The organism is Sphingobacterium daejeonense (assembly GCF_901472535.1).
GTDB lineage: Bacteria > Bacteroidota > Bacteroidia > Sphingobacteriales > Sphingobacteriaceae > Sphingobacterium > Sphingobacterium daejeonense.
The window spans coordinates 435,322-451,592 of sequence record NZ_LR590470.1; the positions used below are offsets into that span (position 1 = coordinate 435,322).

13 protein-coding genes and 2 pseudogenes are annotated in these 16,271 nt (G+C 38.5%); 12 read left to right on the forward strand and 3 right to left on the reverse strand.

Annotated elements, in window-relative coordinates; all coding sequences use genetic code 11:
* Positions 1-12 precede the first annotated feature (12 nt).
* The 3 genes from FGL31_RS02115 to FGL31_RS02125 all read left to right on the forward strand — a co-directional run bounded on the left by FGL31_RS02115 (position 13) and on the right by FGL31_RS02125 (position 3,424).
* A complete protein-coding gene (locus tag FGL31_RS02115; protein ID WP_138089561.1) occupies positions 13-1,998 on the forward strand; it encodes a glycoside hydrolase family 95 protein in 1,986 nt (661 codons plus the stop codon).
* The gene (locus FGL31_RS02120; RefSeq protein WP_138089562.1) at positions 1,976-2,353 is read left to right on the forward strand and encodes a glycoside hydrolase family 95-like protein; all 378 of its coding nucleotides are present in this window, start codon (positions 1,976-1,978) and stop codon (positions 2,351-2,353) included. The genes FGL31_RS02115 and FGL31_RS02120 overlap by 23 nt, the downstream gene beginning before the upstream one ends.
* Positions 2,354-2,515: 162 nt before the next feature.
* On the forward strand, positions 2,516-3,424 hold the full coding sequence (locus FGL31_RS02125; RefSeq protein ID WP_138089563.1) for a collagen-like domain-containing protein: 909 nt from the start codon (positions 2,516-2,518) through the stop codon (positions 3,422-3,424).
* 38 nt (positions 3,425-3,462) lie between these two features.
* Here FGL31_RS02125 and FGL31_RS02130 read toward each other — a convergent pair whose 3' ends face one another.
* Complete coding sequence (locus tag FGL31_RS02130; protein WP_099372732.1) at positions 3,463-3,789, reverse strand: DUF493 domain-containing protein; 327 nt, start codon at positions 3,787-3,789, stop codon at positions 3,463-3,465.
* 82 nt (positions 3,790-3,871) lie between these two features.
* Positions 3,872-6,136, reverse strand: a complete 2,265-nt coding sequence (locus FGL31_RS02135; RefSeq protein WP_138089564.1) for a GH92 family glycosyl hydrolase — start codon at positions 6,134-6,136, stop codon at positions 3,872-3,874.
* Between the two features lie 159 nt (positions 6,137-6,295).
* Between FGL31_RS02135 and FGL31_RS24285 the strand changes: the two genes are divergently transcribed.
* Both FGL31_RS24285 and FGL31_RS24290 read left to right on the forward strand, forming a co-directional pair.
* Positions 6,296-6,715 carry a LacI family DNA-binding transcriptional regulator gene (locus tag FGL31_RS24285; protein WP_232046192.1) on the forward strand — a complete coding sequence of 140 codons (420 nt, stop codon included), beginning with the start codon at positions 6,296-6,298 and terminating at the stop codon, positions 6,713-6,715.
* 27 nt (positions 6,716-6,742) lie between these two features.
* A complete protein-coding gene (locus tag FGL31_RS24290; protein ID WP_232046193.1) occupies positions 6,743-7,324 on the forward strand; it encodes a substrate-binding domain-containing protein in 582 nt (193 codons plus the stop codon).
* Here FGL31_RS24290 and FGL31_RS02145 read toward each other — a convergent pair.
* Positions 7,290-7,755: pseudogene (locus FGL31_RS02145) on the reverse strand (methionine-R-sulfoxide reductase). The gene FGL31_RS24290 and the pseudogene FGL31_RS02145 overlap by 35 nt on opposite strands.
* A 241-nt stretch (positions 7,756-7,996) precedes the next feature.
* Between FGL31_RS02145 and FGL31_RS02150 the strand changes: the two are divergent.
* The 7 genes and pseudogenes from FGL31_RS02150 (at position 7,997) to FGL31_RS02175 (ending at position 16,269) form a co-directional block, all read left to right on the forward strand.
* Complete coding sequence (locus FGL31_RS02150; RefSeq protein ID WP_099372736.1) at positions 7,997-9,286, forward strand: cytochrome c3 family protein; 1,290 nt, start codon at positions 7,997-7,999, stop codon at positions 9,284-9,286.
* A gap of 40 nt (positions 9,287-9,326) precedes the next feature.
* Positions 9,327-11,294 carry a TAT-variant-translocated molybdopterin oxidoreductase gene (locus tag FGL31_RS02155; protein ID WP_317130945.1) on the forward strand — a complete coding sequence of 656 codons (1,968 nt, stop codon included), beginning with the start codon at positions 9,327-9,329 and terminating at the stop codon, positions 11,292-11,294.
* 50 nt (positions 11,295-11,344) lie between these two features.
* Positions 11,345-12,340: a 4Fe-4S dicluster domain-containing protein gene (locus tag FGL31_RS28700; RefSeq protein WP_317130946.1), complete on the forward strand. Its 996-nt coding sequence runs from the start codon at positions 11,345-11,347 to the stop codon at positions 12,338-12,340.
* Between the two features lie 27 nt (positions 12,341-12,367).
* A pseudogene (gene nrfD / locus FGL31_RS02160) lies at positions 12,368-13,850 on the forward strand (NrfD/PsrC family molybdoenzyme membrane anchor subunit).
* Positions 13,851-13,855: 5 nt separating this feature from the next.
* Positions 13,856-14,392 carry a DUF3341 domain-containing protein gene (locus FGL31_RS02165; protein WP_099372739.1) on the forward strand — a complete coding sequence of 179 codons (537 nt, stop codon included), beginning with the start codon at positions 13,856-13,858 and terminating at the stop codon, positions 14,390-14,392.
* On the forward strand, positions 14,385-15,014 hold the full coding sequence (locus FGL31_RS02170; RefSeq protein ID WP_306473189.1) for a c-type cytochrome: 630 nt from the start codon (positions 14,385-14,387) through the stop codon (positions 15,012-15,014). The genes FGL31_RS02165 and FGL31_RS02170 overlap by 8 nt, the downstream gene beginning before the upstream one ends.
* Before the next feature lie 19 nt (positions 15,015-15,033).
* Complete coding sequence (locus FGL31_RS02175; protein WP_099372741.1) at positions 15,034-16,269, forward strand: quinol:cytochrome C oxidoreductase; 1,236 nt, start codon at positions 15,034-15,036, stop codon at positions 16,267-16,269.
* Positions 16,270-16,271 lie beyond the last annotated feature (2 nt).

Consider the following 16,271-nt stretch of genomic DNA (forward strand, 5'->3'; position numbering starts at 1 on the left):
TAACTTGATTAGATGAAAAACCTAATAAACCTATTCCTAATTATATTTCCTGTATTTGTATATGGTCAAAAGGAGGATATAAAACTTTGGTATCAACAGCCTGCAGCAAAATGGACAGAAGCACTGCCGCTTGGAAATGGGCGACTTGGAGCAATGGTTCATGGGCGAGTTGATCAAGAATTATTTCAATTAAACGAGGAGAGTGTATGGGCGGGCAGCAAAATCAACAATAACAATAAACAATCAGCTGCTCATCTCAAGGAAATCCAAGATGCCATTTTTGAAAGCAGATTCGATGATGCCAAGGAATTGGCAACAAAATATATGGTAGGAACTCCAGCAAGGATTCGATCTTACCAACCAATGGGAAACCTTAGAGTGATATATCCTTGGAGTAAATCAGATTCAAAGGATTATTCACGTACGTTGCTTTTGAATGAAGGTTTGCATACAACTTCTTTTAACATCAATGGCAATAAAATAGATCAAACTTCTTTTATCTCGGCTGTTGATGATGCCCTTTTTTTAGATTGGAAATCTGATGAGCCTATTTCATTTAGTATAGAATTAGATAGAGCGAGGGATGTAAAGGAATATGGAGCTTGGCAAGACGGTGCTTATTATGTAGGGCAGATACAGGATTCGGTCAAAAAAGACAGTGGTCCTGCTGGAAATCATATGAGATTCAGTGCGGGATTTAAAGTAATATCAATTGATGGAGAATTTGAGGTATTCAAGGATGAGGGTAAATCTGGAATTAAGGTTAAAAATATTAAGAATTTGAAGTTAGCTTTCACAGGTGCAACGGACTATAATCTAGATAAACTTGATTTTGATCCTTCAATTGATCCTTTAAAGAATATCGAAAGACAGCTAAGCGGATTGAAAAGCAATTCAAATAGAGATTTCTATGCTTTGCATGTAAATGAACACAGATCAATGTTTGACCGAGTTTCTATTTCCTTAAATGCTGTTGGAGAATCTGAACTCCCAACAGATCAGCGTTTAAAGGCGTTCTCCGAAGGGACAGAGGATTTTGGTCTACCTGTTCTATTTTATCAGTATGGCCGATATTTATTAATGTCATCCAGCAGATCTCCGGGTCGACTTCCTGCAAATTTACAGGGTATTTGGAACCAAGAGTATGAAGCTCCTTGGAATTCAGACTTTCATACCAACATTAACTTGCAGATGAACTATTGGCCTGCGGAATCAGGTGATTTGGGTGAGACAAGTCTGATATTGGCAAATTTTATGAAGGAAATCGTTAAACCAGGTTCAGAAACTGCTAAGGAAATGTATGATGCTAATGGTTGGACGATCCATCATCTCACCGATCCTTTCGGCCGAACCGGGGTAGCTGACGGAGTATGGGGAGTATCGCCAATGGCGGGACCTTGGATGACATTTCCAATTTATAGACACTATGCCTTTTCAAAAGATGAGAAATACCTTCGAGAAATAGCCTATCCTATATTAAAAGGTTCTTTGCTATGGGTTTTGGATTTCTTGGTTAAATCACCGGAAGGATATTTGGTAACTAATCCTTCACATTCTCCAGAAAATGAGTTTGAGACCGATGTAAATGGGAAAACAGTTAAATCTCAACTCTCTTATGCAAGTACTATCGATATTCAGATTATCCATGAATTGTTTGATAATTTTGAGCAGGCGGCGAAAAAACTTAAAGTAGATCAGGATTTAGTTGAAAAAATTGTTGCCGTTAGATTGCAAATGCCTCCAATTCGAGTAGGCAAATCTGGTGCTATTCAAGAATGGATTCATGATTATAAAGAAGTAGAACCGGGACATCGGCATATGTCGCACCTTTTGGGCCTGTATCCGGGTAATTCTATCAATCCAAATACAGTAGAATTATTTTCAGCAGCTAAAAAAACGATAGAAAACCGTTTGTCTGCAGGTGGTGGACACACAGGCTGGAGTAAGGCATGGATCGTTAATTTTTTATGCTCGGTTGTTAGATGGAGAGAAAGCTAATGCGCATTTAAAGGAATTGATTGGCAAGACCTGTTTGCCGAATCTGTTCAGCACGCATCCCCCATTTCAAATTGATGGTAATTTTGGAGGTGCTGCGGGATTTGCTGAAATGTTGATCCAATCTCAAAATGAAGATATTGTATTATTGCCTGCTATTCCATCAAGCTGGAAAAGCGGTTCAGTACATGGTTTAAAAGCTCGTGGTAATTATAAATTTAACTTTAATTGGTCTGAAGGCAAGATTCGAGATTTAGTAGTGAATTCAGATCAAACAGCTAATATTTCTATTAAATTCAAAGGCAATAGTAAGCGGTTTGAGCTTAAGAAGGGTGAAAATAGGTTAAGTTTTGATTAATTATTTAGGTGACTAAGTAGGTGTAAGGTCAAAAATATTTACTCATTGTATTTATAGGTTCACTCAATTTTCATAGGTTTTCACTCGTTTTGCTTGAACAAGTCTTTCATAATCAATTAGCTTAGTTTCATTAAATGATTTTATGAAATAAAACTAAAGATTATGAAAACGAAGATTTTAATGATTTTGTTGGCTTTAATTATTTTTGGAGCGGGTTCTTGTAAAAAGGGTGACACTGGCCCGATAGGTCCCGAAGGGGAAAAAGGAGATAAAGGAGATAAAGGGGATGTTGGTGATACGGGTCAAAAAGGTGCTGATGGTTCGATGTTTTACAGCGGTACAGTTGTTCCGGCAGCAACATTAGGAAAAGTCGGGGATTTCTACTTCAGAACCAATACTTATGATTTATACGGTCCCAAATCAGTAGCAGGATGGGGAAAAGCAACAAATATCAAAGGTGAAGACGGGAAAGATGGCAGAAACGGAACAAACGGAACAAATGGCACCAATGGTAAAGATGGATCACAATTTTTATCTGGTACTTCTATTCCTGCAGCTACGTTAGGTAAGGTTGGGGATTTCTATTTCAATACTGCTCAGATGGTTCTTTATGGACCAAAATCAGCAACCGGTTGGGGAGTGGGGACAAATCTCAAAGCTGAGGCTCGGGTTATGTATTCGGGATGGAAAACTGCCGTTCGTACAAAGGATTCCATCATGGATGGAACAGTCGTTCGTATCGCACATATCTATGCTCCTCAAATCACTGATGCTGTTATTGCTAATTCAGTTGTTATGATGTATCTAGATTATGGTGGTGGATTATTCCCATTGCCATATACAAGTAGAGCAGGAGGTAGAATGAGTACCATAACATTTAAGCTTAAGAAGAGCGAACTTGTTGTTTACAGAATGGTTTATGACGGAGGAGCTTTATTGAATTTAGGATCTTTCATAAAATATAGGTATGTTATCATTCCAGGGAATCTTTATATGGGAATGAAAGATCGGAATGTCGATTTAAGAGATCCAGTAGCCGTGGAAAAAGCACTTAAGGAAATGAATGAATAAAATAAGAGGGATGTCAATTTGGCATCCCTCTTATTTTTTTAAAGCATCATTACACCTGGTATTTCACCTACTTTTTTGTAGTAGTCTACTACCTCATCTGCACTGTTTACATAGTTCTCGATGGAGATAGATGTATACTTGCCACCTGAAGATTTTTTCTCAGAAAACTTAGCAGAAGCATGTGTAAATAAAGCTTTTACTTGCTCAGCTTGGTCAGAATCAGTTTTTACAATAAACTTGAACGTGTAGATTGTTGGAAACTGTTCTACTTCAATCAATTTCTCTTTAAAGTTTTTGTAGAAATCTTGATTGTTGCTGTCGTCTTGTATGTCTTTAATATTGATGTTATTGTTTAATTCACTCATTTTTATTTCTCTCCTTTCCCTTAGATATCAATAAGTGTACCCAAGGCCAATATATGACAAAACGCTATATTTTCAGATTTGTTTAGTTTTCCATGGAAGTTGGCAAAGATTTTTTCTGAGTTCCCAATTTCATGTTAGGCTTATCGCTCATTTGAAATTCCAGGGTTCCACCCTTCAACATATCCGCGTGCGTGATAAAAGACTTATTGTATTTTTCCCCATTTAGGGTTATGGAATTAATATATTTATTTGTCTTAGAATTGTTTTTGGCTACAATGGTAAATGATTTCCCGTTTGGCATGGTAATTTCCGCTTTATCGAGTACAGGGCTACCAAAAACATACTCTCCATTAACTGGAGAAGCCGGGTAAAGTCCCATCATTGACCATACTGCCCAGGCACTCATTTGGCCAGCATCTTCATTACCCGCATAACCATCTGGTCTTTCATGATACATGGAGTCAATAATTGCTCTCACTTTTTCTTGAGTTTTCCATGGTTTGCCTAAATATGAATACATATAAGCTATATGGTGGCTAGGTTCATTTCCATGCGCATATTGACCAATAAATCCACTAGCATCCGGTGATTTGTTCTCGCCAGTCATATACGATGGAGCTGTAAATAAAGTGTCCAACATTTTTTCCAAGCCATCTTTTTTAGGGAATTGCTTCGCAAGTCCCCTAACATCGTGAGGGACGAAGAATGAATGTTGCCAAGCATTACCTTCTATGTATTGACTTTTTGCAAAATCATGCTCAGAATAGAAAGGATCAAAAGGTTCTACAAAATTTCCGTTCTTTAACTTTGCACGCATAAAACCTGAATTAGGATCGAATAAATGGATGTAATTTTTAGCTCTTTTTGTAAATTCATCATATTCCTTTTTCTTGCCTAATTTCTTGGCTACTAAAGAAATGCAGTAATCATCAAATGCATATTCAAGTGTTGAGGTTACTGATCCTCCATAGACATCTTGAGGGACATATCCATACTCGATATAATCCGGAACTTGCCTGATCTGTTGATTTGCACTGGCCAACATCGCTTTGAAAGCTTTTTCTTGATCAATTCCTGGATCATCTTTTAATACTGCATCAGCCAATACCGCGATAGCATGATAGCCAGTCATCGTATTGGTTTCAAAAGTACTTAAATCCCAAACTGGCAAAAGGCCGTTCTCATCATAAAAAGCCAGCATGCTATTCATCATGTCTGTATAACGTTCTGGCTGCGTAATGGTGAACAATGGTTTCAATGCTCTAAATGTATCCCAAAGTGAGAAAAGGGTATAACGTTGGCCATTATTTGGCATTTTATGAAGCTCTCCTTTATAATTTTTATATCCACCATCTGCATCTGAATAAAGAGTGGGTGAAACAGCGGTATGATATAGCGCCGAATAGAATATTTTCTTTAGACTTTCATCTGATGATTCAACTTTGATCTTTCCTAATTCCTTATCCCATTTGCTTTCAGCTTGCTGCTTTACCTCGTTGAAATTCCAATGTGGAATCTCGTTTAAAGCTTCTAATGCTTTATCTGTAGAGGTGGTCGACAAGGCTACTTTTAAATCTACGGGAGAAGTGTGGGGAAATATAAATTGGGCATTGACTGCTTTAACCGGCCCTTTAGTATCTTGATTGACCTGATTTACTTGTTTGTCAAAGGTTTTTTGACCATTCAATAGATAAGATTTAAAAGATTGTTTAAATCGGATGGCAAAATAAATATGTTGTTTATTTGCCCAACCATATGAATACCTTTTCCCCACGACGGTGCTGTCATTTACAATTTGTATTTCTGTATCCATTGGTCTATCCCAATTATAGGCATGTGCGAGGTCCAAACGGATAGTAGGCGTAGAGTTTTTGGAAAATAGATATTGGTGGAGACCGACTCTTTCGGTCGCAGTTAAGCGGGCAAATATTCCATTATCTAATCTCACGTCATAATATCCCGGGCTAGCATTTTCATTGTTGTGCGAAAATTTAACTTTGGTGTCAAAGTCTTTCTTTGCAATAGGTTCATTAAGAGGCATGATGGCAATATCCAGCCAATCACCGATTCCAGTTCCACTCAGGTGCATATGGCTAAATCCTGCGATTGAATCCGCAGAAATATGATATCCACTGACCCAATCCCAGCCATTTTTCCCATTGTCAGGAGACAATTGAACCAGAGAAAATGGAACTGTGGCGCCAGGATAAGTGTGTCCATGACCACCGGTACCGATAAAAGGATCAACAAATTTCGTATATTGTTGGGCGGCAACTTCTGAAGTGTTACAAAACATCAATCCTGTTGCTGCAAAAATTATTGCAAGTGATTTATAATGTAAGTTCATAAATGTCGTTATAAATAGTGTACTTATACAAATGTACATTTTTAAACCTAATAAACCCTTTTAGCCAAATTTTTAGCATTATATTTAGCAAAGATTTGCTAAAATTTAGCCGAGTTTATATATTTGATAGATTTTGAATAGCAGTTTTATTAACCTAAGATGAGAAAACGTATATTAATTAGTGATATTGCCAAAAACCTAGGGGTCTCAGTAACTACAGTATCTTTTATTTTAAATGGAAAAGCAAAAGAGAAAAGAATTAGTGAGGGGTTGACTAAGCGTGTGCTAGATTATGTAAAAAAAGTGGGCTACAAGCCAAATCAATTAGCACAGAGTTTAAGAACAGGCCAATCGAAAATCTTAGGACTTATTGTCGAAGATATTTCAAATCCATTCTTTTCAAATGTTGCCAAATATATCGAGCGTATAGCATATGATAATGGTTACCATATTATTTATTGCAGTATGGATAACGATGAAACTAAAGCTCGTGAATTGATCCAATTATTTTATGACAGACAAGTGGATGGCTATATCATTACACTCCTGAAGGCTTGGATGACACGCTGGCCAATCTGATTAAAAATAATGTCCCATTGGTATTGTTTGACAGATACATACCACAATTTGGAAACCCATTATGTGGTGTTGGACAACTTTAACGGAGCATTCGAAGCAACAAAACATCTGCTTGAAAATCCGAACAACAAAAAAGTTGGCTTTGTTTCCTTGTATTCAAACCAAACTCAGATGCGCGACCGTCTTGAAGGTTATATGAAAGCAATCGATGATTTTCAGCAACAGGCTTTTATTAAGAAAGTGAAAATTGATGAAAATGAGGATTCCTCGATAGATCAAATCCATGAATTTATCAATGCCAATAATCTGGATGCTGTTTTATTTGCAACCAACTATTTGGCTATTGATGGACTGAAAGCGGTAAAGAAGTTTAAAATGAAATTACCTCAAATGGTAGCCTTTGATGACCATACCCTGTTTAAGCTTTATGAACCTGGGATCAGTGTAGTTACGCAAGATACATCGGCGATCGCAAATGAATTGATTCATACTTTGCTGAATGAGATAAAGGGTAAAAACAAGGAATTACAAAAGATTGTAATTCCAAGTGAGTTATTAGTTCGCGGTTCGTCAGTTATTTCTGAGGAGTCGCTGGAACAAACTTCATAGATATTGAATTGACACAATGCCTTGTGTTTTTTGGAGGTGAATCCTTCGCCTTCAAAAACATGCCCAAGGTGGGCCCCACATGCCGCACATAGAATCTCTGTTCTTCTTCCATCTGCATCAGTTTCTCTTTTTACAGCTCCCGGAATCTCATCGTCAAAGCTCGGCCATCCACAATGCGATTCAAATTTATCTTCCGATTTGTATAATGGTGCATCACATTGCTTACAAACATAAGTTCCTTTTTCTTTGTTATTCAAGAGTTGACCTGTAAATGGCCTTTCTGTTCCTTTATGTAAGATTACGTATTGTTCTTCCGCCGTTAATTTGTTGTATTTTTTGTCTTGTTCCATCTTATTATCAGTTGAGTTTGATTGTGAATGAGCACATCCAGATAAAATAATTAAAAATAATATGCAATAGATCGCTTTCATAGTGATGCTAATTTACGAAAAATAGATTGTTAAAAAATCAGGCTAATGTTAATTTGTAACGTGGTAGAGGCTCGATAACGGAGCTATTTAGAATGATTATAAATTGATAAATTAGGTCATCAAATTGTCAGGGATTGCTTAATAAGTTATACTTTTGTGCATTGTTTTGTACGGTATTGTGTACATGTACTGGAGAGTCAACAATTAATTATTACACATAAAATAGTATAAAGTGCTAAATATGAGAAATATCTCATCCGTTTTGGGAAGACTTGCGAAGTCAATATCAATCAGTTTGGTATTGTTATTTGCCGTTACTACTACCACGCAGGCGCAGGATGCTGCGAATGGTGCAGCGCTATTCAAGTCCAACGCTTGTAATTCATGTCACGCTGTAGGTAAAAAATTAACCGGTCCAGATTTGGCTGGCTTAGCAGAACGCCGTGATGAGGCATGGATTGTAAAATGGATCCACAACCCGCAAGGGATGATCGATTCAGGAGATGAGCAAGCTGTTGCTTTGAAAGCTGAGTATGCTACAACCATGGCTCCTTATGCAAACCTTTCAGAAGGTGACATTAAAGACATCATCGCTTATTTACAAGCTGAAGAGGTTAAATTAGCTGAAAAGAAGGCTGCAGGTGGTGCTGCTGGCGGAGGTGCTGGAGCTGCTAGTTCTGATGCAAATACCCTAATGATTATCGGGTTAGTTGCATTGTTCGTAGTTGCTGTTGCAGTTATCTTTGCTCTAAACAGAGTTACTAAAACTTTGGAACGCGTAATTGCAAACAACCACGCCGCGATTGCTGAAGCTCAAGCTAGAAATGATGAAGAAACAGAAAATGGTTCCGTAAAATTTGCTAAGGCATTCTTGAAGAACAAAAAACTGGTTTTCTTCGTAGTATTGATGTTTGTAGGTTTATTAGGTGTTGCTGGTTGGAAAACCATGTGGAACGTTGGTGTCCATGAAGGTTACAAACCTGTTCAACCTATTAAATTCTCTCACCAGATTCACGCGGGTGTTAACCAAATCGAGTGTCAATATTGTCACGGTGGCGCGTTCAAATCTAAGAATGCTTCTATTCCATCTGCTAACGTATGTATGAACTGTCACAACACAGTAACAGCATCTGATCACTACGATGGAAATATCTCACCAGAAATCGCAAAATTATATCGTGCGGTAGATTGGGATCCAGAGTCTAGAACTTACGGTACCAATACAAGACCAATCGAGTGGGTTAGGATTCACAACTTGCCTGACTTCGCTTACTTCAACCACTCACAACACGTTGTGGTTGCAGGAGTTGAATGTCAAACTTGTCACGGTCCTATCCAAGATATGGAAGAGGTTTATCAATACTCACCACTTACGATGAAATGGTGTATTGACTGTCACAAAGAGACATCTGTAAATACAGATAATGCTTATTACGATCAATTGATCGAAGCTCACGACAAATTGAAAAAAGGTGAGAAGATGACAGCAGCTATGATCGGTGGATTAGAGTGTGGTAAGTGTCACTATTAATAAATTAATTTAGAATAACGGAATCTTATATATAGCTTAAATGGAAAGCAATAAAAAATATTGGAAAGGTTTAGAGGAATTGAATCAAACTCCTGCTTTTGTTGACGGAAGCAAGAGTGAGTTTGCTGAGCCTATTCCCGTAGAAGATGTCTTAAATGAAGCTGGTTTAAGTACCAAGACACCTCGTCGTGACTTTTTGAAAGCTTTAGGTTTTGGTTTAGGAGCTGTAACATTGGCAGCTTGTAACCGTACGCCAATTCACAAGGCGGTACCTTATGTTATCAAACCAGAAGAAGTAACTCCAGGTGTTCCTAACTTTTACGCTTCATCTTTCAATGGTCAAAGTGTAATCGTAAGAACAAGAGAAGGTAGACCAATCTCATTGGAGGCAAACCCTAATGCAATCGGATTAAACCAAGGTACTGATGCTTCAACAGCAGCTTCAGTTCTTGATCTTTATGATATGTCTAAACTACAAAATCCACAAATCGGTGGTAAAGATGTAGATTGGGCAAAATTAGACCAAGCAGTAGTTGATGCATTGAATAAAGCGCAAGCAGCAGGAAAACAAATCACAATTGTTTCTAATACAATCAACAGCCCATCATCATTGGCTGCGATCGCTGCTCTAGCAACTAAATATCCTGCAACTCAACATATCCAAGTTGATGCAGTATCTTACAGCGGTATCATCGAAGCTAACAGAGCTTCATTCGGTAAAGCTGTTATTCCTTCATACCATTTTGACAAAGCGCAAGTAGTAGTGTCAGTAGCAGCTGATTTCTTGGGAACTTGGTTAGCTGGTGAAGAACATACACAAGATTATATTAAAAACCGTGACCATAAATCACTAAAAGGTGGTAAGATGTCACGTCATATTCAATTTGAATCTGGTCTTTCCATGACTGGTTCAAATGCTGACGTTCGTATTGCGATCAAACCTTCAGAAGAAGGAGCCGTATTGATCAGTTTGTACAATGCTATTACTGGACAATCAGTAGCTGGTGGTACAAACAATGCAAAAGCTAAAACAGCAATTGCATTGGCAGCAAAAGAACTAGTAAATGCTAGAGGTACTTCAGTAGTTGTTTCTGGATCGAACGATACAAACGTTCAAGCATTGACAAATGCTATCAACACAGCTCTTGGCGCTTACGGTTCTATCATTGATTTAGATAATTTCTCAAAACAATATCAAGGTTCGGATTCAGCATTCCAAGCTTTCTTGACTGCAGCGAAAGCTGGTCAAGTAGGTGTGGCAATTTTCTGGAACACAAACCCTGTTTATGATTACTTCAAAGCTGACGACGTAAAAGCTGCTATCGCAAAAATCGATTATACCGTATCTTTTGCTGATCGCGCTGATGAGACTTCTTCTGAGTTGAAGGCAATCGCTACAAACAGCACTTTCCTTGAGTCTTGGGGTGATGCTTCGGCTAAAGAAGGATTGTTCACAATCGTTCAACCGACTATCAATCCAGTGTTCAATACACGTCAAGCAGAGCAAAGTTTAATCAATTGGGCTGGTGTTAACAAACCAATCCATGACTTTGTGAAAGAAAACTGGGAAACAAACATCTTGGCAGGAACTGGAAAAGTTTGGAAAGATGTTTTACAACAAGGTTTCGTATTCAAAGGTTCAGCTACAGGATCGGCATATGCTGCAAACGTTGATGTGAATGCTGCAGCTGCGGCAATTGCAAACGACGCGAAGCGTGTTGCTGGTGGTGTTGAATTGAAAATCTATGAGTCTCCAAACTTAAGAGACGGACGTTGGGCAAACAATGCTTATCTACAAGAATTGCCTGACCCAGTTTCAAAAGTAACTTGGGATAACTATGCAGCTATCAACCCAGCAGATGCTGAAGAGCTAGGTGTTAAAGAAACAGGAAAAGTTACAGTAGAGGCAAACGGATATAAAGTTGATTTTACCAGTGTTGTTACAACCAGGTCAAGCAAGAGGAACTGTTTCTGTTGCAGTTGGATATGGTCGTACGAAAGTTGGTAAAGCAGGTAATAATGTAGGTGTTAATGCTTATCCATTTGCAAGTTTAGTGAATGGTACAATTCAGTTCGCATCAAAAGCTTTCAGTTTCTAAAGCTTCTGGTATCTACGAATTAGCTCAAACACAAACTCACCACACTATTGAAGGTCGTAACATTATTCGCGAAACTTCATTTGCAAATTATTTAAAAGATCCTAACTCTGAGTCTGGTCGTTTCGCTGATACGCACCAAACTTATGACTTGTGGAATAAATTTGAACAACCTGGTCACCGTTGGGTGATGGCAATCGATTTGAATGCTTGTACAGGTTGTGGTGCTTGTATCGTAGCATGTAACGTTGAAAACAACGTTCCGGTTGTAGGACGTGATGAGGTTCGCCGTCGTCGTGAAATGCACTGGTTGCGTATCGACCGTTACTACACACTAAATACAGGTGAAGGTAAATTAACAGAAGAGAAAGAGATTGCTAAGGCAGAAGGATTAGATTACGAAGATGTAACGGTTGTTCACCAACCAATGTTGTGTCAACACTGTGAGCACGCTCCATGTGAGACTGTTTGTCCAGTGTTAGCGACAGTTCACTCATCTGAAGGTCTTAACCACATGGCTTATAACCGTTGTTTCGGTACTCGTTACTGTGCAAACAACTGTCCATATAAAGTACGTCGTTTCAACTGGTTTAACTACTGGAATGATTCTCGTTTCGACAATTACTTGAACAACGAGTTCACTCAATTAGTATTGAATCCGGATGTGACTACACGTTCTCGTGGGGTTATGGAGAAATGTTCAATGTGTATCCAACGTATCCAAGCTGGTAAATTGCAAGCTAAGGTTGAAAACCGTAGAGTTAAGGATGGCGACATCCAAATGGCTTGTCAAGCAGCTTGTTCAGCAAATGCAATCATCTTTGGAGATGCTAACGATCCTGAATCAGAAGTTTCAAAAGCATTGCGCAATGAGCGTATATACTATGTTCTTGAAGAGATCAATGTTCAACCGAATATTGGTTACATGACGAAGGTAAGAAACACATTTGAAGCATAATTTATTCTAGACTGAAATAAAATAACTATGTCATCGCATAACGAATCAATATTAAGAGAACCATTAATCACCGGCAAGGATATCACCTATGCAAAGATTACAGATGATATCTTACTTCCGGTTGAAAATAAACCCAACAAAGCATGGTGGATCGGCTTCACCGTTGCCGCATTAGGCGCTATGTTATGGGTAATAAGTGTTGGATACACGTTCTGGACGGGTATCGGCGCTTGGGGATTAAACAAGACAGTAGGTTGGGCATGGGATATCACCGACTTCGTATGGTGGGTTGGTATTGGTCACGCTGGTACTTTGATCTCCGCAGTATTATTAATCTTCCGCCAGAACTGGCGTAACTCCATCAACAGATCGGCTGAGGCGATGACTATCTTTGCCGTTATCTTGTGCTGCGACTTACGTTGTTGCTCACATGGGTCGTCCTTGGTTAGCATACTGGATTTTCCCATTGCCAAATCAATTTGGATCATTATGGGTAAACTTTAACTCTCCACTTGTATGGGATGCGTTCGCGATCTCAACATATTTCACTGTATCATTAGTATTCTGGTACTGTGGTCTATTGCCAGATATCGCATCGGTTCGTGACCGCGCTTCTGGAGTTAAGAAAAGAGTATATTCAATTTTATCATTCGGTTGGAATGGTTCCGTTAAAACTTGGCAACGTTTTGAGATTGTTTCCTTGATTTTAGCAGGTATTTCAACTCCACTAGTACTTTCAGTACACACTATCGTATCCATGGACTTTGCAACTTCGGTAATCCCTGGATGGCACACGACGATCTTCCCTCCATACTTCGTTGCTGGAGCGATTTTCTCAGGATTTGCGATGGTACAGACCTTATTGTTGATCTTACGTAAAGTAATGAACTTCGAGGACTATATCACGATGTTCCACATCGAAGCAATGAACAAGATCATCATGGTAACTGGATCGATCGTAGGTATTGCTTATTTAACTGAGTTGTTTATTGCATGGTACTCAGGTTCAGAATATGAAATGTATGCATTTGCTAACCGTATCGCGGGACCTTACGCATGGGCATACTGGGCGATGATGACCTGTAACGTAATCTCACCACAGTTATTCTGGTTCAAGAAAATCCGTACAAGTATTCCTATCTCTTGGGTATTGTCAATTGTCGTGAACATCGGTATGTGGTTTGAGCGTTTTGTAATTATCGTTACTTCATTGCACCGTGACTACCTACCATCATCATGGGCGATGTTCTATCCTACTTGGGTGGATGTAGGTATTTTCGTAGGTTCAATTGGATTGTTCTTTACATTGTTCTTATTGTTCCTTCGTTTCTTACCAGGTATTGCGATCGCAGAGGTTAAATTGTTGTTGAAGAGCTCAAGCTTACAGCACAAAACTAAAACAGTTCAAGAAGGAGCTTTCCCTGAGGAGCAAGTTGAATTCTTCAGAAACTCTTTGGAGAAATATGATACAGTAACAGAAACGGATATTAAAGCATTACGTCAAAAATAAAAGCAATGAGCAATACAAAATATATAGTAGGTAGTTTTGCTGATCCTGATGATATGATGCACGGGATTGACAAGTTGCAAGCTAACAACATCAGCATTTATGATTGTTATACACCAATGCCAATCCACGGGATCGAGGCTAAGCTAGGTGTTAGACCATCACGTTTACCGATTGCAGCATTTATTTTTGGTGCTTTGGGTACAATTTTAGGATTCAGTCTATTGTTCTATACCATGTCATATGATTGGCCGATGAACATTGGTGGTAAGCCATCGATGCCATTGCCAAACTTTGTTCCAGTAACATTTGAGGTAACTATTTTATTATGTGCCTTAGGTATGGTAGCAACATTTTTCTATCGTAACCACTTATTCCCAGGACGTGCACCACGCGTTATGGATCTAAGAGCTACAGATGATCGTTTTATCATTGCTATTGATGCACAAGAAAACACAGATCATACGTTAATCGATGGTTTATTGAAAGAAGCCGGAGCAGTAGAAGTTAAATACAATGAAAGAAAATATGTTAGTTATGAATAAGAAGAATTTTCTTGGAGCTGTATGTGTTGCTGTAGCTTTAACAGCAGTTGTTTCTTCATGTGGAGATGGCACAACTCGCAGTGCAGGTTGGGAATTCTCAAGAAATATGTATGATCCGATTGCTTTTAACCCGGATCAACAAAACCCAAACTTTAAAAATAACAGTACTGCTCAAACACCTCCGCAAGGTTCAAACCCAATCGGTTTCGAACGCTTCGATTACGGAAACTCTGTAGAGGAATATGAGCGTGCAGGATTGGAAGTTAAAAATCCATTGATTGCAAATGCTGAAAACTTGAAACAAGGTGAAACCCTATTCCTTACTTACTGTGCAGTTTGTCATGGTAAAGAAGGAGCAGGAGATGGAACAATTACGAAAGATAGAGAAGTAGAGGATTCAAGAGGTAAGCGTGCATTGGAAAACTTCCCGCCGCCACCGTCATTCCAACAATCGGCAGGTACCCCTTCTTCTAGAGGTGGTCAAATGTCGCAATTGACTGATGGTAAAATTTACCACACAATCACTTATGGATACAATGCAATGGGCTCTCACGCTTCGCAGATTTCTCCAGAAGATCGTTGGAAAGTGGTAATGTATGTTCACGAATTACAAAAAAAATAATTTAACATCGATATTATAAATGGGAACTCACAATCATCATCACGATTATAATTTCAACGAGCAATTTAAATTCGCAGGTATCGCTAAGGTACTTAGTTTAGTTGCTATCGTTGTAGGAATAGCCGCAATAGCTTTTGGCTTATTATCAGGTGACCATATAATGGTTGAGCGTACATATGCCAATTTATTATTGATGGGATATTATTTTACTTGTGTATGTGCAGCTGGAGCATTCTTCGTTGCCCTACAGTTAGTAACTCAATCAGCTTGGTCTGCAGGATTAATCCGTATCCCGCAAGCAATGGCGAGCATACTTCCAATTGCATCAATCATCTTATTAGTAATTGTTGCTCTAGGTTTAACAACTCATAATTTATACCACCACTGGCATGCTGAAGGATTGACAGATCCTAACAGCCCTAACTATGATAAATTAGTTGCTGGTAAAGCAGCTTTCTTAAATGTACCAGGATTCTTGATCCGTCAAATCCTATTCATGGGAAGCTATAGCATCTTTGCTTACATCTTAGCTAAATTGTCATACAATGAAGACCTAGCAGGTGGCTTGAATTCTTACAAGAAAAGTTTTAAATTATCAGCTATATTCCTAGTAATCTTCGGATTCACTACTCCAATTTGGTCATTTGATACCATCATGTCTCTAGAGGCTCACTGGTTCTCTACTATGTTTGGATGGTACAACTTCGCAGCAATGTGGGTTAGTGGTCTTGCAGTTATTACAGTAATCCTGATCTTACTTAAGAAAGCTGGTTATATGTCATGGGTGAATGAAAACCACCTTCATGACTTAGGAAAATTAATGTTCGGTTTCTCAATTTTCTGGACTTATGTATGGTTTGCTCAATTTATGTTGATCTATTATTCAAACATTCCAGAGGAAACAGTTTACTTCTACAAACGTTGGGAACCAGAATATAAACCTTGGTTTTGGTTAAGCATTATTATTAATTTTGTAGCGCCATTATTATTATTGGTTGACCGCGATATGAAACGTAGAGAAAACCACATGTTAATCGTTGCGATCATATTATTGTTAGGTCACTGGTTAGACTATTATATCATGATTATGCCAGGTACTGTTGATACTCACAGAGGATTTGGCATTATCGAAATTGGTACTGCAATAGGATTTGCTGGATTATTCACTTTCTTGGTACTTTCGAAATTGAGCAAACACGCTCTGGTTCCGAAAAACCACCCATTCTTGGATGAAAGTTTACACCACCAGATTTAATA